At 65.2% G+C, this 19309-nt stretch carries 13 protein-coding genes, 1 tRNA gene and 1 pseudogene; 8 read left to right on the forward strand and 7 right to left on the reverse strand.

Translation table 11 applies throughout. From position 1 onward, the window contains the following. Positions 1–763 precede the first annotated feature (763 nt). Positions 764–925: pseudogene (locus EH199_RS21755) on the reverse strand (IS5/IS1182 family transposase); the annotation flags it as partial. Positions 926–2106: 1181 nt separating this feature from the next. Further along, positions 2107–2197: transfer RNA gene (locus EH199_RS21760), tRNA-Ser, on the reverse strand. Between the two features lie 75 nt (positions 2198–2272). Here EH199_RS21760 and EH199_RS21765 point away from each other — a divergent pair. The 8 genes from EH199_RS21765 to EH199_RS21800 all read left to right on the forward strand — a co-directional run bounded on the left by EH199_RS21765 (position 2273) and on the right by EH199_RS21800 (position 14397). After that, the gene (locus EH199_RS21765) at positions 2273–3217 is read left to right on the forward strand and encodes a peptidylprolyl isomerase (RefSeq protein ID WP_124811200.1); all 945 of its coding nucleotides are present in this window, start codon (positions 2273–2275) and stop codon (positions 3215–3217) included. Then, on the forward strand, positions 3214–3531 hold the full coding sequence (locus tag EH199_RS21770) for a DUF1905 domain-containing protein (protein WP_124811201.1): 318 nt from the start codon (positions 3214–3216) through the stop codon (positions 3529–3531). The genes EH199_RS21765 and EH199_RS21770 overlap by 4 nt, the downstream gene beginning before the upstream one ends. A gap of 241 nt (positions 3532–3772) precedes the next feature. Beyond that, on the forward strand, positions 3773–4270 hold the full coding sequence (locus tag EH199_RS21775) for a MucR family transcriptional regulator (protein WP_206694696.1): 498 nt from the start codon (positions 3773–3775) through the stop codon (positions 4268–4270). A gap of 216 nt (positions 4271–4486) precedes the next feature. Next, a complete protein-coding gene (locus EH199_RS21780; protein WP_124811203.1) occupies positions 4487–5752 on the forward strand; it encodes an efflux RND transporter periplasmic adaptor subunit in 1266 nt (421 codons plus the stop codon). Next, entirely contained in the window at positions 5752–8910 is a 3159-nt protein-coding gene (locus EH199_RS21785; protein ID WP_190287382.1) for an efflux RND transporter permease subunit, read from the forward strand. Before EH199_RS21780 ends, EH199_RS21785 begins: the two co-directional genes overlap by 1 nt. Then, positions 8907–12083, forward strand: coding sequence for an efflux RND transporter permease subunit (locus EH199_RS21790; protein ID WP_124811205.1), 3177 nt, complete (start codon positions 8907–8909; stop codon positions 12081–12083). The genes EH199_RS21785 and EH199_RS21790 overlap by 4 nt, the downstream gene beginning before the upstream one ends. After that, positions 12080–13522, forward strand: coding sequence for an efflux transporter outer membrane subunit (locus EH199_RS21795; protein WP_124811206.1), 1443 nt, complete (start codon positions 12080–12082; stop codon positions 13520–13522). The genes EH199_RS21790 and EH199_RS21795 overlap by 4 nt, the downstream gene beginning before the upstream one ends. A 17-nt stretch (positions 13523–13539) precedes the next feature. Beyond that, entirely contained in the window at positions 13540–14397 is an 858-nt protein-coding gene (locus EH199_RS21800; protein ID WP_124811207.1) for a Rossmann-like and DUF2520 domain-containing protein, read from the forward strand. 9 nt (positions 14398–14406) lie between these two features. Here the strand turns inward: EH199_RS21800 and nhaA are convergent, their stop codons facing one another. The 5 genes from nhaA to EH199_RS21825 are packed head-to-tail and all read right to left on the reverse strand — an operon-like array spanning position 14407 to position 19305. Then, the gene (nhaA, locus tag EH199_RS21805; RefSeq protein WP_124811208.1) at positions 14407–15666 is read right to left on the reverse strand and encodes a Na+/H+ antiporter NhaA; all 1260 of its coding nucleotides are present in this window, start codon (positions 15664–15666) and stop codon (positions 14407–14409) included. Continuing rightward, positions 15663–16097: a transposase gene (locus tag EH199_RS21810; protein WP_370449716.1), complete on the reverse strand. Its 435-nt coding sequence runs from the start codon at positions 16095–16097 to the stop codon at positions 15663–15665. The genes nhaA and EH199_RS21810 overlap by 4 nt, the downstream gene beginning before the upstream one ends. A gap of 3 nt (positions 16098–16100) precedes the next feature. Continuing rightward, a complete protein-coding gene (locus EH199_RS21815; protein WP_124811209.1) occupies positions 16101–17678 on the reverse strand; it encodes a class I adenylate-forming enzyme family protein in 1578 nt (525 codons plus the stop codon). 3 nt (positions 17679–17681) lie between these two features. After that, positions 17682–18455, reverse strand: a complete 774-nt coding sequence (locus EH199_RS21820; protein ID WP_124811210.1) for an SDR family NAD(P)-dependent oxidoreductase — start codon at positions 18453–18455, stop codon at positions 17682–17684. Between the two features lie 19 nt (positions 18456–18474). Continuing rightward, positions 18475–19305, reverse strand: coding sequence for an acyl-CoA dehydrogenase family protein (locus EH199_RS21825; RefSeq protein WP_370449718.1), 831 nt, complete (start codon positions 19303–19305; stop codon positions 18475–18477). Between the last annotated feature and the right edge of the window lie 4 nt (positions 19306–19309).

Genomic DNA, 19309 nt, shown 5'->3' on the forward strand with positions numbered 1-19309 from the left:
GCGTCGAGCGCCCATCAGCACCGTTACCTGCGTCATGACTGTCCTAAAGTACGTCCTAATGCACGACCTATAGGACGTCCTGAGCACACAGGGCCGCTTCAGCAAGCGGGTCTGGCCGGACGGTTACAGCGAGCGTGTTCGAGTTCAAGATTGATGGTACAGGTGGAATAGTCAGATTCAAAATGGAGAGTGTCTTCACGGTCGAAGAGGCTCTGGCCTTTAATGAGAAAATGCGTACCCATGTTGACGAGGCAAGGCGCCGGTTCAGGGATGTGAAAATCTTTGGGGGATGTGCGAGATGCTCCGGTCCAGCCTCTGGATATTGCAGAACGTCTAGACCCTCCCACCAAATACCTGGATCACGAGGGTGATCGATATGCAATCGTCCTCTCGTCAACTCTTCTAAAGTTTCAAGCAAATCGCATAATCGATGACTCTAGGGCGAAGGTGTTCCTGAACTACAGCGAAGCCGAAGATTGGCTCATGCAAGGCTAGCCTTCTTCCTGACCGCGATAAGTGGCGTAGGCGGCTCTTTGCTTCGCACGCTTCCCATACTACCGGAACCGCGGAAATTTCTCGTTGCTCGCCTGCGGCACGCGCGGCTCGATGGACTACCCAACTTCTTCACGTCGTAAAATGGGCGCCTCCATCAACCACGTGATCTGAGCGATTTTGGGCGGTGGCAGCCGGATTTGGCGACAATTCCGACCATTGGCGGCCCCATTGCTCCATTTTTGGCGGCTTTTCGATTTTCCGGGCGCACCTATCCCATCGCAGCCCGACGTTCGTGGAAGATCAGGCGGTTCGTGTTGTAGGCCAGATTGGCCAGCGTGATCTTCGCCTCGGCGCGCATTATGCCGATGGTGCGGATGAACAGCCCCATCTTGGCCTTCTGCTGCGCAAACACATGCTCGACCCGTGCGCGGTCCGCGCGCTTGCGACTGAGCTGCGGTCGCCCCTTCGCGCCAGGGAGCACTAACAAGACTTCGTCATTCATTGGACTCTGTTCTCGTTGGACGTGCGGGCGCTGGCAATTCGCCGGCGCATCGGATCACGGGCAATCGGCAAGGACCAGTCTATGCGACTAACGCCGCCCGGCTCAAGAGCGCTTGGCATCGATTGCTGTGGCTGCTATTGTTGCTCCCGGTGATCGCCCGAGCAAAAAACTGGCTCGGAGATCAGTTACTTGGCGGCCAGATAGAGTCCTCTTCTGGGCACCACTTGTTCTCAAAGCATTGATAATGCACGGGGATCGTCGGAAAGACGGTCCCCGGAGAGCCTTCGCTGCGGCAAACGGCTTCGAGATTTGCCGCATGGCGTGCTTCGACGGGGGCACAAGCTCTACTATCGCCACAGCATATTCCGGTTGATGCTCAACGCCTGCTGCACGCGCCTCCCGGTCGATGCAACGCTCCTCCAACCGCTGAACGACGATCCCGGCGCGCGCTTCCTTGAGATCGCTCCATCGCCACCCGCGAGCATCCAGTCTGGTGACGACCTCATGTCTGGCGAAGCGTATTGCAGCTACATCGACGATCCGACGCGCGCTTGGTCTGCCAATACGCGGGAGGCGTCTGAAACGAGCCGCGAGCTCACCATCGCGGTGATTGGCCAGGCGACGCCTGCGCCTTCGCCTCACGAACGCATTGCCGTAACCTGCCGGACGTTCTCCGATTCCTTTCTGCCAACCCGGCCAAGCCCTTCCGAAGCTGTCGCCCCCGCGAGGCAGCGGAGCGAGCACGGCTGCGTGGCGACATCAAGATCATCCGCGCGGCGAACGCCAACTCAATTATGTCGAACAGGCGCAGCTTTCTGAACTGGGCGATCAATGAGGAACTGCTCGCTCGCAACCCGCACAAGCCAGCCATTTCGAGCCGCGACTTGTCGCGTTCGGTGTGTGGGCTTCCAGCTTCCACGGCTGGCAGCGGCATGGCTGCCCGATTAGCATACTGGACGCTTGCCCCGCTCACGTTGAGAAATGTTGAGGTGTGCGCCGATGGAGCGAATCCAGCCGCTGGCGTTCGCCTCGAGCGCAGCGCCCATCGGGGAGCGGTTATGGGAACCGGCGGCCCAATCCGAAATCAATCAAAGAAAATGAATATAATGTGGCGGAGCGGGAGGGATTCGAACCCTCGATACGCTTTTGACGTATACTCACTTTCCAGGCGAGCGCCTTCGACCACTCGGCCACCGCTCCGCATGCCTTGGAGCCACGCGCCCTAGCGGGATGAAGCGGCTTTCGCAAGGCGCGGATGCCTGCCACAAGAGACAAATGTTGCTCTCGCCGGCCCGCGCCCTTCTCGCCGTCATCTCGCTGGTCTCGCTCGCTGGTATGCCCGCGCGAGGCGCCACCCCCGCTCCTGCCCGGCCGCCTGCCATGGCGCCCGCCGAAATCGTCGCGGCGGCGCCGGATGCGGACTGGACACGAATCGATCCCGCAGACCTGATCGTGATGGATCTTGCCCCGGACAGCCAGGGAAGCCCGCGCCGCGTGGTTATCCAGTTGCTGCCCGCCCCGTTCTCGCAAGGGTGGATAGGCAATATCCGCACGCTCGCCGCCGCGCACTGGTGGGATGGCACCAGCATCAATCGCGTGCAGGACAACTATGTGGTCCAGTGGGGTGATCCCGACGGGGAGGACAAGGCACGGGCGAAACCGCTTCCCTCCGGCCTCGCCCGCGTGCCGCAGGAAGACTACACGTCGAAAGTGTTCGCCGCCCCGGAAATGATCAGCCGGAAACCGGATGCCTACGCCCCGGGAACGGGCATCGACGCCGGCTGGCCGGTAGGGTTCGGCAAGGACCGCATGTGGCCGGTCCACTGCTATGGCATGGTGGGCGTAGGCCGCGACATGCCGCCGGATACCGGTTCGGGCGCGGAACTCTATGCCGTGATCGGCCATGCCCCGCGCCAGCTTGATCGCAACATCGCGCTGGTCGGCCGCGTCATCGATGGCATGGAGCACCTGTCTTCGCTGCCGAGGGGAACCGGCGAGATCGGCTTTTACAAGACCGCCCCGGAGCGCACGCCGATCCTGTCCATCCGCCAGGGCTCCGACGTGCCCGGCCTGCCCGCCTACCAGTATCTTGCCACGATCAGCGACAGTTTCCGGCGCTATGCCGACGCGCGCGCCAATCGGCGCGATCCGTTTTATATCCGGCCGGCCGGCGGCATCGACATCTGCAACCTGCCCGTTCCCATCCGGCGCGCGAAGTGAAGGGCGAAACATATCGCCTGACAACCCCGCTATGGCGCTGGTCCGGCCCCAGTGCCGCGAACTGGTATTTCCTGACAATCGATGGCGGCGTCGGCGAAGCGCTATCCGCCACGGCGCTGATGGACCGGCTTGAACAGGGCAAGGGGCGTGGCTGGGGGTCCGTCCGCCTTCGCATCCGGATTGGCGCCAGCGCATGGCAGACCTCGGCCTTCCCCAGCAAGGAACAAGGCTGGATCGTGCCGGTGAAGGCCGCAGTCCGCCGCGCGGAAGGCCTGACCGAAGGCGACGCGGTAACCGTGCAACTTCAGTTCTGAACGTTTCCGCGCTGCCGGCCATCCCGTGACAGTGGACGTGTCACACAAAATTCGCCCGCCCCGCGCACGAAGACATGGTGTCAAGCTGGCACAATTCCCAGGCCGGGAATTATCACCATTTTGATTGTATGCCTGTAAACCCGCAGATATAGAAAAACCGGGCATGAAGTCTTCGTGACTGGCAATTTCAGCACAAATGAGAAGATTGCCCGATCAAAAAAGGGGGTAAGCGGTGCAGGAAATGGATAAATCTGATCTGACGGCTTTAACGGTGCAACTGTTAAGTGCCTATGTCGCCAACAACAGCCTCCCCAGTAATGAGCTGGCATCGCTTATCGAAACGACGCGCAATGCACTTGCCGGAAAGGTCGAGGCGCCGGCTCCCGAAGTACCTGAATTCGTGCCCGCCGTCTCGGTCCGCAAAAGCACGGCGTCGCGCGATCATCTGATCAGCCTGATCGACGGGAAACCTTATCGCAGCCTGAAGCGGCACTTGACCAGCCACGGCCTTACTCCAGACGAATACCGTGAGCGTTACAAGCTGCCGAAGGACTATCCTATGGTGGCGCCGAGCTATTCGGAACAGCGGCGCGCGGTCGCGCAACGGCTGGGTCTGGGTCGCAAGCCCAAGGCGGCCAAGCTGGCTGCGGACCCCGTCGCCACCAAACCGGCCGCGCCCGCGAAGAAGGCGGCAAGCGCCCGGAAACCCCGCAAGGCAGCGGCTGCCGAAAGCGCCTGAAGCCTGCAAGAGCCGTGCGCCCGATCAAAAGCGCGCACGGCCATTCCAGCTCCATGTCTGTCACGACTTGTAATCATTTGCACCCGGTTCGCGACGTTCTGTGACTTGCAGCCGGCCCGATGATCCCCGACATACCGGCAACTCGGTTGGGGCCATCGAGTCGATAATCTGGCGTGGACACCCGTCTTGCGCAGATTGAGGCAGGACCGGTTTGGAATGACTTCAGTCGAAGAAAAATCTGCGCGTGACGATCAGGCAACGGCGTCCGCGCCGTCGCCCCACCCGGCCGGATCGAGCCGGACGAAAACATGGCTCATGGCCGGTGCCGTCATCCTCGGTCTGGTTCTGACCGGCGTGGGCGCACGCTGGCTTTCCCAACGCGGCGGCGGAGAATCGCGCGGACGGCCCGCCGCGGCGGTCAATGTCGAAAAGGCAACGCGGCAGGACATGCCCGTCAGCGTCACCGCGCTGGGCACGGTTCAGCCGATCGTGACCGCCACGGTGCGCCCGCAGCTTTCGGGCGTGCTGTTCAAGCTGTTCTTTCAGGAAGGGCAGATCGTGCGGCAGGGGCAGGTGCTCGCCCAGATCGATCCGCGCCCCTACCAGCTGGCGCTGGCCCAGGCGCGCGCCAACCTGGCGCGGGACGAGGCGCAACTGCGCTCGGCCCGGCTGGACCTGACGCGCTACGAAACGTTGCTCAAGCAGGATTCGATCGCACGACAGCAGGTCGATACCCAGCGCGCCACGGTGGGGCAGTTGACCGGCACGGTCGCGGCCGATCGCGCGGCGATCGGTTCGGCGGCGCTGAACCTCGATTATACCGCGATCAAGTCCCCCATTACGGGGCGCGCCGGCATCCGCCAGGTGGACATCGGCAATTATCTGACGCCTTCGGACACCAACGGCATCGTGGTGGTGACGCAGGTCGATCCTATCGACGTCAGCTTTGCGCTGCCGCAAGTACAGCTCTCGCAGATCGGGCAGGCATCGGGCAGCGGCGCCGGCCTTCCCGTCGAGGCGCGCGACCAGAACAGCAACGGCAAGATCGCGAGCGGTCGGTTCCTGACCTTCGACAACCAGGTCGATTCTTCCACCGGCACCGTCAAGGCGAAGGCGCGGTTCGACAATCCCGGCAGCGCGCTGTTCCCCGGCGGCTTCGTCAACATCGCGATGCTCGTCCAGACGCTGCACGATGCCGTGACGGTGCCGGTAAGCGCCGTGCGCCATGGCACGCAGGGTGATTTCGTGTTCACGCTCCAGCATGACAGCAAAGTGAAGCTGACGCCGGTGAAGATCGGCCCGAGCGCCAACAACCGCGTCGCCATCCTGTCGGGGCTTGCGGCCGGCACCACCGTCGTCACCGAAGGCGCGGACGGGCTGGAGGATGGCTCCGCCGTGCGCCTGCCGGGAGCCGGCAAGGGCGGCGGCGGAGCGACAGGCAGCAACAAGCGCGGCGCTTCCGCCAAGAGCGGCGGGAACTGATGGCGTCCGAAGACGCGCTCGACGCGCCTGCGCCCGCCGAACCCGGCGGCCCTTCCCGCCTGTTCATCCTGCGCCCGGTCGCCACCACGCTGCTGATGATCGCCGTGCTGCTGGCAGGCTTGGTCGCCTATCGCGTGCTGCCGCTGTCGGCCTTGCCGGAGGTCGATTATCCGACGATCCAGGTGTCCACGCTTTATCCCGGCGCCAGCCCCGACGTGATGGCGCTGACCGTCACCTCGCCGCTGGAACGCCAGTTCGGGCAGATGCCGGGCCTTACCCGCATGACCTCGGCCTCGTCCTCGGGCGCCTCGGTCATCACCATGCAGTTCCGGCTCGATCTGTCGCTCGACGTGGCGGAACAGGAAGTGCAGGCGGCGATCAACGCGGCCAACACGCTGCTGCCCAGCGACCTGCCCGCCCCGCCGATCTATGCCAAGGTCAATCCCGCCGACGCGCCGATCCTCAGCCTCGGCATCACCTCGAAGACGCGTCCTCTGGGCGAAGTGCAGGGCATCGTCGAGCGGCAGTTCTCCAACAAGATCGCGCAGGTTTCGGGCGTGGGCCTCGTATCGATGTCCGCCGGCCAGCGCCCCGCCGTGCGCATCCAGGCCAACGTACCCGCGCTTGCCGCGCGCGGGCTTTCGCTGGAAACGATCCGCAGCGCGATCGGCAACGCCAATGCCAACGCCGCCAAGGGCAGCTTCGATGGCCCGACGAGAAGCTGGACCATCGACGCCAACGATCAGCTTGCCGATGTCGCCAGCTATCGCAACCTTGTCGTCGCCTATGCCGGCGGCGCGCCGGTGCGCCTGTCCGATGTCGCCACGGTGGTCCAGGGGACGGAGAATGTTCGCCTCGGCTCGTGGATGAACGGATCGCCCGCCGTGGTCATCGACGTGCAGCGCCAGCCCGGCGCCAACGTCATCGGCACAGTGGATGCAATCAAGGCCGCGCTGCCCGAACTGGAAGCGCAGCTTCCGGCCGACGTCCATGTCACGCTGCTGACCGATCGCACCGCCGGCATCCGCGCCTCGGTATCGGACGTGCAGTTCGAACTGGTCTTGGCGGTGCTGCTGGTCACGCTGGTGATCTTCCTGTTCCTGGGTTCGGTCCGCGCCACCGTCGTCGCCAGCATCGCCGTGCCGCTGTCGCTCGTGGGCGCGTTCGCGGCGATGTATTTCCTCGATTTCTCGATCAACAACCTCACGCTGATGGCGCTGACCATCGCCTCGGGCTTCGTCGTGGACGATGCGATCGTGGTGCTGGAAAACATCGCCCGGCATATCGAGGACGGGATGAAGCCGTTCGACGCCGCGCTGAAAGGCGCGAGCGAGATCGGCTTCACCATCATCTCGCTCACCGTCAGCCTGATCGCGGTGCTGATCCCGCTGCTGTTCATGGGCGACGTGGTCGGCCGCCTGTTCCGCGAATTCGCCGTGACGCTCGCGGTCACCATCCTGATCTCCGCCGTCGTCGCGCTGACGCTGGTGCCCATGCTCTCGGCCCGCTGGCTGCGGCCGGAGCACGAGGAACGCGAATACCGCGTGACCGCGTGGACGCGTGGCCAGTTCGACCGGCTGGCCGACCGCTATGCCAGCTCGCTCGACTGGGTCATGGCGCGCGGGCGGATGACCATGGTGGTCTTCGCCGGAACGCTGGTGGCCACCGGGCTGCTGTTCATGGTCATTCCCAAGAACCTGTTTCCCGAACAGGACACCGGGCAGATCGCGGTGACGACATCGGCCGGGCAGGATGTCAGCTATGCCCGCATGGCGGCGCTTCAGCAGCAAGTGGCGCAAGCCCTGCTCGCCAATCCCGCCGTGGGCAGCCTGAGTTCCTCGATCGGCGTCGATGGCCAGAACGCCACGCTCTCGCAGGGCCGGATGCTGGTGAACCTGAAGGGCGAAGGGCAGCGCGGCGATCTCGATACGGTGCTGGGCGGACTGGAGAAAGCGATGGCCGATATTCCCGGCGTCCGCGTCTATTTCCGCCCGGTGCAGGATCTGACGATCGACACCTCGACCGGCGTCAACGCCTATCGCTTTTCGGTTCAGGGCGCGGATCAGGATCTGGTCGACCAATGGGGCGCGAAGCTGGTCACCGCGCTCAAGGCCGATAGCCATCTGCGCAACGTGACCACCAACGTGCTGGCGGACGGGCGCGCGGTGGTGGTCGACATCAACCGCGATACCGCCGGACGGCTCGGCCTCAGCGCGCTGACGATCGACAACGCGCTTTACGACGCCTTCGGGCAGCGCATCGTCTCGACCATCTACACCCAGTCCAGCCAGAACCGCGTGATCCTGGAAGCGCAGCCCGGCTCGATCACCGATCCGCAAGCGCTGGGCGCCCTGCGCATCCCGCTGGCGGGTGGAGCGAGCGTTCCGCTCTCCACCATCGCCACGATCCGCACCGAGGCTACGCCGCTGGTGGTGGCGCGCGAGGCGCAGTTCCCGGCTGCCACGATCGGGTTCGATCTTGCCCCTGGCGTCTCGCTGGGCTCGGCCGTGCAGGCGATCGAACGGACCGAACAGGCCATCGGCATGCCACCCGCGCTGTCGACCAACTTCTCCGGCGCGGCCAGCGCGTTCAAGTCCTCGCTCGGCAACGAGCTGTGGCTGATCCTCGCGGCGATCGTGGTGGTCTATATCGTGCTGGGCGTGCTCTACGAAAGCTTCGTCCACCCGGTGACGATCCTCTCCACCCTGCCCTCCGCCGGCATTGGCGCGCTGCTGGGCCTGTGGTTGACCGGTTCGGGCCTGGGCGTGATCGGCATCATCGGCATCGTCCTGCTGATCGGCATCGTGAAGAAGAACGCGATCATGATGATCGACTTCGCGCTGGAAGCGATGCGCCACGAAGGCGCTGGCGCGCACGAAGCGATCCGGCAGGCGGCTCACCTGCGTTTCCGGCCGATCATGATGACCACCTTCGCCGCGCTGTTCGCCGCGATCCCGCTGATCTTCGGGGGCGGCATGGGCCATGAACTGCGCCAGCCGCTGGGCATCGCCATCGCCGGGGGACTGATCTTCAGCCAGGTGCTGACGCTGTTCACCACACCGGTCATCTTCCTGGCGCTGGAGGACTGGCGCGAACGCCGCGAAGCGCGCCGCGCCCCCGCGCCGGCATCGGCGGCAGGAACGGCTCCGGCCGCATGAACATTTCCGCGCCTTTCATCCGCCGGCCTGTGGGCACGATCCTGCTGACGATCGGGCTGATGCTGGCGGGCATCGGCGCGTTCTTCAGCCTGCCGGTCGCGCCGCTGCCAGCGGTCGATTTCCCGACGATCATGGTGCAGGCGAACCTGCCCGGCGCCAGCCCCTCCACCATGGCCGGCAGCGTCGCCGCGCCGCTGGAACGCCACCTCGGCACGATCGCGGGAGTCAGCGAGATGACATCCCGCTCCGGCGTCGGATCGTCGCAGATCGTGCTCCAGTTCGATCTTTCGCGCGACATCGATGGGGCGGCGCGCGATGTGCAGGCGGCGATCAACGCTTCGCGCGCGGATCTGCCCGCCACGCTCAAGACCAATCCCAGCTACCGCAAGGCGAACCCCGCCGAAGCGCCGGTGCTGATCCTGGCGCTCACTTCCCCCACGCGCAGCGCTTCGGAAATCTACGACGCGGTTTCCACGGTGGTGCAGCAGAAACTGCTCCAGGTGCAGGGCGTGGGCAACGTGGAGCTGGGCGGCGCGGCGCTGCCTTCGGTGCGGGTGGAGGTCAACCCGCTGGCGCTATCGCGCTTCGGCATCGCGCTGGAAGACGTGCGCACCGCGCTCCAGTCCGAAAGCGCCAACCGCCCGCGCGGCGTGATGGATACCGGCACCTACAGCTGGCAGGTCTATTCCAACAAAGCGGGCCGCTATGCCGCGGATTACCGCAACACCATCATCGCTTGGCGCAACGGTGCGGCGGTGCGCCTTGCCGACATCGCAGAAGTCTCCGACGGTCCCGAAGACATCCGCACGATGGGGCTGTTCAACGGCGAACGCGCGGTGCCGATCCTCGTCAGCCGCCAGCCCGGCGCCAACATCGTCGCCACGGTGGACGCGCTCAAGGCGCAACTGCCGGCCCTGCAAGCCGCGCTGCCGCCGGATATCCACCTGTCGATCGCGTCCGACCGGACGCTGACGATCCGCGCCTCGCTGCACGAGGTGGAGATCACGTTGCTGATCTCGATCCTGCTGGTGGTGCTGGTGGTCAGCCTGTTCCTGCGCAGTTGGCGCGCCACGCTGATCCCTGCGGCCGCGGTCATCGCATCGCTGCTGGGCACGCTGGGCGTGATGTATCTGGCCGGCTTTTCGCTCGACAACCTCTCGCTCATGGCGCTGACCGTGGCGACGGGCTTCGTCGTGGATGACGCGATCGTGGTGGTAGAAAACGTCAGCCGCCACATCGAGGAAGGCATGAAGCCGATGGAAGCCGCGCTGAAGGGCGCGCGCGAGGTGGGTTTCACCGTGATCTCGATCTCGGTCAGCCTGATCGCGGTGTTCGTGCCGCTGATCTTCATGGGCGGCCTGGTCGGGCGCCTGTTCCGCGAATTTGCACTGACGATGGCGGTCGCTGTCGGCATCAGCCTGATCGTCTCGCTGACCACCACGCCGATGCTGGCGGCCCGGCTGCTCCGCAACGAAGAGCGCGAAAGCCGGGTCATGCGCACCGCCCGCCACGCGTTCGACTGGGCGCAGGCGCGCTATACGCGCAATCTCGACTGGGCGCTGGCGCATCGCGGGATCGTGCTGCTGATCCTGCTCGGCACGGTGGTGCTCAACATTTATCTCATCGGCGTTTCGCCGAAGGGTTTCTTCCCGCAACAGGATACCGGCGGTCTGATGGGCGGCGTGCGCGCCGACCAGAGCATTTCGTTCACCGACCTGCAGGACAAGATGACGCGGATCACCCGGATCGTGAAAAGCGATCCGGCGGTAGCCACGGTGGTCGCCTTTGCCGGCGGATCGCGCGCGGGTGGCGGTTTCCTGTTCGCCACGCTCAAGCCGCGCAGCCAGCGCCCGCCGGCGCAGGAGGTGATCGCCCGGTTACGCCCCAAGCTCGGCCGCGTGCGCGGCGTCAGCCTGTTCCTCAATCCGGTGCAGGATCTCCAGGCGGGCGGCCGGCAGACCAACAGCACCTATCAATACGTGCTGAAGGCGGACAGCCCCGATACCCTGAAGGCGGCCGGGCAGAAGCTGGTCGATGCGCTCAAGACGCATCCGGACCTCATCACCGATGTCGATATCGACCAGCAGGATGCCGGCGCCAACGCTTTCGTCGAGGTGGACCGCGATGCCGCCGCGCGGCTGGGCATCCTGATGCAGACCGTGGATGCCACGCTCTATGATGCGTTCGGCCAGCGCCAGGTGGCGAACATCTATTCCGGGCTCAACCAGTACCATGTGGTGATGGAAGCAGCGCGCCAGTTCAACGGTTCGCCCGATGCATTGGCCAATATCTACTTACCCGCCGGCACCGCCCCCGGAGCCGCTACAGCCGCCGCCGGAACCGGGGGCACCGGATCGGGCGGTTCGGCGACCGCCTCCGGCACCGCCGTCAGTACATCCGCCCGTACCATGGCTCCGCTTTCGGCGATTGCGCGCTGGTCCACCGGATCGACCAACGCGCAAGTCAGCCATTCGGACGGCGAACCTTCGGCCACGATCTCGTTCAACCTGCCGCGCGGCGTCTCGCTGGGGATGACGGCTCAGATGATCGCGCAAGTGCAGGCATCGCTCGCCCTGCCCGCCACCGTCCACGGCGAATTCGGCGGGACCGCCAAGGTCTTCGCACAATCTACGTCATCCATGCCGCTGCTGATCCTGGCCGCGCTGGTGGCGATCTACATTGTGCTGGGCATCCTCTACGAAAGCGCGATCCATCCGCTCACCGCGCTGTCCACCCTGCCCTCGGCCGGGGTCGGCGCGATGATCGCGCTGATCGCCACGGGCAGCGAATTCGACCTGATCGCGCTGATCGGCATCATCCTGCTGATCGGCATCGTGAAGAAGAACGCGATCATGATCATCGATTTCGCGCTGGAGGCCGAACGCAACCACGGCCTGACGCCGGCCCAAGCCGTGCGCGAGGCGTGCATCCTGCGCTTCCGCCCGATCCTGATGACCACGCTCGCCGCCGCGCTGGGCGCGCTGCCGCTGGCGATCGGTTTCGGTGATGGCGCGGAACTGCGCCGGCCGCTGGGCGTAGCCATCTTCGGCGGACTGGTCGCCAGCCAGGTGCTCACGCTGTTGACCACCCCGGTCGTGTATCTCGCGCTCGATCGCTTCCGCCGCCGCAAGCCCGCGCCCGCCCTTTCGCTTTCCACCGGAGCCCCGGCATGAACCGCGCCATCCTCGCCGCCTTTCCCGCGTTGCTGCTTGCCGGGTGCAACATGGCCCCGACCTATCGCCCGCCAACGACGGTGGCGATCCCCGCCTCGTTCAAGGAAGACCCGCAATGGGCGCCCGCCACCCCGTCCGACGCGGCTGCGCGCGGCGACTGGTGGGCCTTGTTCGCCGATCCGGTGCTGGATGGGCTGGAACGCAAGGTCAGCGTCACCAACCAGAACGTCGCCGCTTCGCGCGCAGCCTATGATGCCGCGCGGGCGCTGGTGCAGGTCCAGCGATCGGGCCTGTTCCCCAGCCTGACCGCGTCGGCCAGCGGCACCCATTCTGAAACCTTCGCCGGCCAGAAGATCACCGGCGCCAACGGCGGCACCACCACCACGGCCAATGGCATTTCCAGCACGACAACCACATCGCGCTACGCACTGAGCATCGGGGCCAGCTGGGAGCCTGATCTCTGGGGCCGGCTCGGCAACGCAGTGACACAGGCCAGGGCCAATGCCGAAGCCAGCGCGGGCGATCTCGCCAATGCCACGCTTTCGGCGCAGGGGGAGCTTGCCACCAACTATATCCAGTTGCGCGGGATCGATGCGCAGATCGACCTGCTGGATCGCACCATCGGCGATTACCAGCGCGCGCTGTCCATCGCCACGAACAAGTACAACGCCGGCACCGTCGCCCGGTCGGACGTCTATCAGGCGCAGACCACGCTCAGCAACGCGGTTGCCTCGCGGCAGGATCTCGGCCGGCAACGCGCGGTGCTGGAACACGCCGTGGCCGTGCTCGTCGGCGAGAATCCCTCAACTTTCGCCATCGCAAAAGCGAACTGGCGCCCGGTGGTGCCCGACGTGCCCGGCGTGCTGCCCGGCGCGCTGCTGCAACGCCGGCCCGACGTTGCCGCCGCCGAACGCCGTGTCGCCGCCGCCAACGCCAATGTCGGCATCCAGCGCGCCGCCTATTTCCCGCAAATCTCGCTTTCGGGCAGCGCCGGCACCAACGGCAGTTCGCTGGGCCAGCTGTTCTCCGCCGCCACCAGCCTGTGGTCGCTGGGCCTCAGCGGCGCGATGACGCTACTCGATTTCGGCGCGCGCCACGGGCAGGTGGTGCAGGCGCGCGCGCAATACGAACAGACCGCCGCGCAATACCGCCAGACGGTGCTGACCGCGTTCCAGCAGGTGGAGGACAACCTTGCCGCCACGCGCTTCCTGGCGGAGGTCACGCGCAGCCGCGCCGAAGCGAGCGAATCCGCCACGAAGGCCGAGGCGATCGTCACCAACCAGTACCGCAGCGGCACGGTGGACTATGCCCAGGTAATCGTCGCCGAAACCTCCTCGCTCAGCGCCCGGCAGACGCAGATCCAGGCCACGGTCGACCAGCAGACCGCCGCGATCGCGCTTGTCCAGGCGATCGGCGGGCGATGGAACGACGCGCCCTGACACGCTAAGGCGGGCGGATGGCATTTGCACCCTCCATCCGCCGCATCGGCATCATCGGCGCCGGCCGTGTGGCGCGCGCGCTGGCACTGGGCTTTGCCCGCCACGCCACGGTGACGATGTGGGGCCGCTCGCCCGATAAACTCGCTGCCATCGCCGGTGTCGAAACGGCCGAGACATGCGCCGTGCTGATGGCCCGGTCGGACGTGGTTGCGATCTGCGTGGCGGACGATGCCATCGCTGCGCTCGTCGAAGAACTCGCGCTTGGCGGTGCGTGCTCCCACGCGCCGCTCGTGTTTCACGTCAGCGGACGCAGCGGCGCTGCGCTGCTGGCACCATTGCGAGAGAAAGGCGCACTGACCGCCGCGATCCATCCCGCCATGACCTTCACCGGCGATCCCGCGCAGGAAGTGCGGCGCATGGCCGGTGCGCCGTTCGCCATCACGGCGGCCGATTCACGGGCAGACGCCAGGGCTCGGGAAGTCGTCGCTATGCTGGGCGGCGTCGCGGTCCCGATCGCCGAGGAGCATCGGACGCTGTACCACGCCGCCCTGTCGCACGCGGCCAATCACCTCGTCACGCTGATTGCGGGCGCCTCCGCTGCCTTGCGCGCGGCCGGCGTGGACACTCCCGGCGCCCTTCTCACCCCTCTGGTTCAGGCATCGCTCGAAAACAGCCTTACCGGTGGGTTTTCCGCCCTGTCAGGCCCGCTTCTGCGCGGCGATGCCGATACGGTGCGCGGCCACATCAATGCGATGCGTCGCGCCTGTCCCGCTGTGCTGCCGGCCTACCGCGCGATGGCGCTCGCCACGCTGGACGAACTCGAACGGCAAGGCGCGCCAGCGCAGGATGCGCTGCGGGAAGACCTCAGCGGCTGAGCCGCACCGTCACAGCGTCTTGACGTCGCCATCTTCGTCGATCTCGCGCGCCAGATCGTTCTCGACGCTGGCCTGGTCGGCGGCGCGCGGTGCCAGGCGCAGGATCGCGAAGCCTAGCAATCCGGACAACACCGACCCGGCCAGCACGCCCAGCTTCGCTTCGTCGATCAACGCCGCTGCCCCGGGAAAGGCCAGCATGGCGATGAACAGGCTCATCGTGAACCCGATGCCGCACAACACGGCAAGCCCATAGACCTGCAACCAGGTCGCCCCGCGCGGGCGCTGCGCGATGCCCGCCTTCACCGAGAGCCAGATCGCCGAGAAAATGCCCGCCTGCTTGCCCAGGAACAGCCCTGCGATGATGCCGAGCGGCAGCGCATCGCCCAGCGCGTGCAGGCCGCTTCCGCCCAATGCGATCCCGGCGTTGGCCAGCCCGAACACCGGCACCACGAACCAGGCCGAAACCGGATGCAGCGCATGTTCTAGCCGGTGCAGCGGCGAATCCTCGGCATCGGGCGCGCCGGGCGTCGCCACGATCGGCACGGTCAGCGCCGCCAGAACGCCGGCGATCGTCGCGTGGACGCCAGAAATCAGGATAGCCAGCCACAGCGCCGCAAAGCCGGCCAGATAGACGGCAAGATGGCGCACCCCCATCCGGTTGAGCGCCATCAACGCGGCGAATATCCCGCCCGCCGCCGCCAGCGCCAGCCACGATATGCTGGCGGTATAGGCCACGGCGATGATCACCACCGCCCCCATGTCGTCCACGATCGCCACCGTGGTCAGGAACAGCTTGAGCGACGTCGGCACCCTGTTGCCCAGCAGCGCCATCACCCCGATGGCGAAGGCGATATCCGTCGCCGCCGGGATCGCCCAGCCGGCGCGCAAATCGGGATGGCCGCCGGATACCAGCAGGAAGAACGCCGCCGGCACCGCCATGCCGCCCAGCGCCGCCAGGAACGGCAGCCGCCGCTGCTGCCAGGTGACCAGCCGCCCGTCGACGAACTCGCGCTTGATCTCCAGCCCCACCAACAGGAAGAAGATCGCCATCAGCCCGTCGTTGATCCACAAGTGAACGGTCATCGGCCCCAGCTTGTCGCTCAGCACCGGCCCGGTTTCGGCATGCAGCAGGTGGAAATAGGCGTCGGCCAGCGACCCGTTCGCAATCACCATCGCCATTGCCGCCGCCAGCATCAGCACCACGCCGCCAGCCGCTTCGCTCTGCAGGAAACGCAACAGCAACGATGGGGAACGCCCCGCAGATTTCATGGCAACTCCTTGAACGCCGCAGATACTTTCAGGGCGAAGCGCGACCATGCGACGGGTGCCCGCCATGCGCAACCCTCGGATGCCCCCGCGATGGAACGCTCGACGACCCAGCGACGTGGCAGGAGCACGAAGCCCCGTTTTGCCTCAGGCAGCTTGATGACTTCCAGCCTGATGCATGGGCGGCTGCGGCATTGGCTGCCCGTGCGCCGGTATAGCCCTGATCGACATAGGCGATATCGACCGTGTCGCCGGTGATGGCCTGCCCAAGGCGGCAGATCATTCGGCATCCAGCGCCATGGCGCACCCGTCTTTACGATGTAGCGCAGGCCGTTGAAAACTTCACGAAGGCTGTGCTCACGCTGCCCCGCATCCTCTCGCTTAAGCGTCAGGTATGGCGCGATCAGCGACCATTCCTCACAAGTCCAAAACAGCCTCTAGTTGATCAATCGGGCATTATTTCCCCAGTAACGTTGCCGAACCTCGCGACGGAGTACCTTCCCTACTGGCGACAGGGGCAGCGTATCCACGAATGCAAGGGACTTCGGCGCCTTGTAGCTGCCAAGGCGGTCTTTGACGTGGTCGATCAATTCCCGTTCGGCGACACCTGCCCCTTCGCGCAGGACTATTTCGGCGTGCACCGCCTCGCCCCATTCAGGATGCGGCCTGCCGACCACCGCGCTCATCAGCACGGCCGGGTGTTCGGCCAGGGCGGCTTCCACTTCCACGGCATAGACGTTGAAGCCGCCGCTGATGATCATATCCTTCAGACGATCGACAAGATAGAGATACCCCTCCTGATCGATGCGGCCAAGATCGCCCGAATGCCAGCAATCGCCCGCGAACTCGGCAGTTGTTTGCTCAGGATTGCCGTAATAGCCTTGGACAATGGCGCGACAGCGGATGTAAATTTCGCCGATCTCGCCAGTTGCCAGTTCGTTGCCCACCTCATCGGCGATGAACACCTCAACCCCCGGCGTGATCCGGCCAGTCGATGCCAGACGGGCAATCGCCGCCTCGTTGTCGGTCCGATGGTCCGCCTTCCCCAGCAGGCTGATGATCATCGCAGCCTCGGTCGCGCCATAGGACTGAACGAAAATCGGACCGAAGCAGTCGAGCAGGTCCTGAAGCTTCGCCGGGCTCATCGGCGCCGCGCCATAGATCAGGGTGCGTAGCGAAGCCAGATTGCGCGGAGCGGCTTTCTGCAATTCCAGCAGCCGGTAAAGCGCGGTAGGCACGAGGAAGGAATGCGACACGCGTTCGCTTTCCACCGCGTCGATCCATGCATCGAGATCGAGCGCGTTCATGGTGATATTGGTTCCGCCCGAGAACAGCGTGGGATAGTACAGCATCGCCGAACCGTGCGAGAGGGGGGCCACATGCAGAACGCGCGTGGCGGCATCCCAGCCCAGTTCGCCATGCATGAAAAAGCTGTCGCGGCAGGCCATGATATTGTCCGGCGTGTACATCGCGCACTTGCCCTTGCCGGTGGTCCCCCCGGTAAAGCGCATCATGGCGATATGGCTGTTCTGTTCGAGCGCGACGTCGTTGTCCGCGTCCGATGCCGTTTCGATCAGGTCTGGCAGGGACTGGACGTCGGCCGGCAGATCGGCCGCCGCATCCATGGCCACCACCACGCAGCCGGCTTCGCGCAGCATCGGCAGATGCGTTGCGAGCAGCCGGTTTTCCAGGATCACTAGCTTTGGCGCGACGCATTCGATCTGGCGGCGATGCTCTTCGAGCGAATCCCGCATGTTGGTGAGCACCGCCGTGCCTTCCTGCTTGAGGAACATCGCCATGTGCATCAGCGCCAGATTGTCATTTTCCAGAATCAACAGGAAGCGATCGCCAAGGCCGATTCCCAATGGTCCACGGATCGCATTGGCGATGCGGTTGGTCAGCAGGTGGAAATCGCGGAAGTTGATCCTCCGTCCGCGCTCGAGATTGACCACCGCCTCGGCATCGCCATGGCGTTGGGCAAGCGCGCGCATCACCCGGCAGAAATTGAGCTTCATCGCCTAGCGCGCCCGCAAACGCGAGGCGGCGTCGAGCCGGATCGTCTCGCCATTGAGATAGGCGTTCTCGATGATGAAGGCGCAGCAATGCGCGAATTCGGCGGGATCGCCCAGCCGTCTGGGCGCCTCGGTCATGGCTTTGAGCGAGGCCAGCACTTCGGGCGCCACCTGTGCCGCCATGGGGGTGAGGAACAGACCCGGCGCAATCGCGTTGACCCGGATTCCTTGCGCACCAAGCTCGCGCGCGGCAGGGATATTCAGGCCAATGACGCCGGCCTTGGTCGCCGAATAGGCGCACTGGCCGACCTGCCCCTCGAAGGCCGCGCCGGACGAGATGTTGATCACCACGCCGCGCTCCTCCCCGTTTTCGGGCTCGTTTCGCGTCATCGCCTCGGCGCACTGGCTCATCACGTTGAATACGCCGACAAGGTTGACCATCGCCATCTGGGCAAAGCGGGCAAGCGAGGTGGCCTTGCCGTCCTTGTCGAGCACTTTGCTAGGGCCGAGGATCGCCGCGCAGTTGATGCAGGCGTGCACCGCGCCGAACCGATCGACCACCGCCGCGACCGAGGCGCGAACCGAGGTGTCGCTGGTGACGTCTGTCGCGACGAACATCGCCCTATCGCCCAGTTCAGTCACGGCGGCGTTGCCGGCTTCGGCGTTGACGTCGAACAGCGCGACCCTGGCGCCCTTTTCCGCGATCAGATAGCGCGCGGTGGCAAGGCCAAGGCCCGATGCACCGCCGGTGATGACCACGACTTTGTCGGCAATCTGCATGCGTTCACTCCCTGTGGATTCAAAAGGCCGCGACGCCGGTCAGCGCGCGGGCGATAATCAGTTGCTGAATCTGAGTGGTGCCTTCGGGGATCGGGCAGACGATCGCTTCGCGCGCCAGCTTCTCGACCAGGAAGTCCCTGGTCACCCCGTTGCCGCCATGGATCTGCACGGCCTGCCGAGCGACGGTGACTGCGGCTTCACAGGCGAAATATTTCGCCATCGCCGCTTCCATTTCGGCGCGCTCTCCCGCGTCGAACAATTGTGCGGCGCGATGGACCAGCAGTCGCGCTGCATCGACCTGCGTTGCCATTTCAGCCAGCATCGCCGCGATCAACTGATGCCCGGCAATCACCTTGCCGTGCTGGCGGCGGCCCTTGGCATAGGCCACCGCTTCTTCCAGCGCGCGGCGGGCAAGGCCGACCGCCTGCATGGCGACGAAAGCGCGGGACTTTTCGAAATGCGCGAGCGTGCGCTTTAGCGCGCCACCTTCCTCTCCGATGGTGTTGGCCACCGGCACCCGCACGTCGTCGAGGAAAATCTGTGCGGTCGACTGGCTGTTGAAGGCGATCTTGTCGATCCCGCGCACCTCATAACCATGCTCCCGGCGGTCGATCAGGATCTGGGTCAGTCCGTCGCGCGGATCGTCGCTGGTCCGGCACAGGCAGATCAGGAAATCGGAATAGGCCCCGTTGCTGATCCAGGTCTTTTCGCCGCTGATAATCCAATGTGTTGATTTCCGCTGAGAGTTGACCCGGGAGGGGCATAAATTTCCACTGAGAATTGACCCATGTTTTGATCGTTCCCCTGGCTGATTTGTCGGGGGATCCAGGAGTGATCGACATGGCGTTATTGAG

It is taken from the genome of Novosphingobium sp. LASN5T (genome assembly GCF_003856955.1).
GTDB lineage: Bacteria > Pseudomonadota > Alphaproteobacteria > Sphingomonadales > Sphingomonadaceae > Novosphingobium.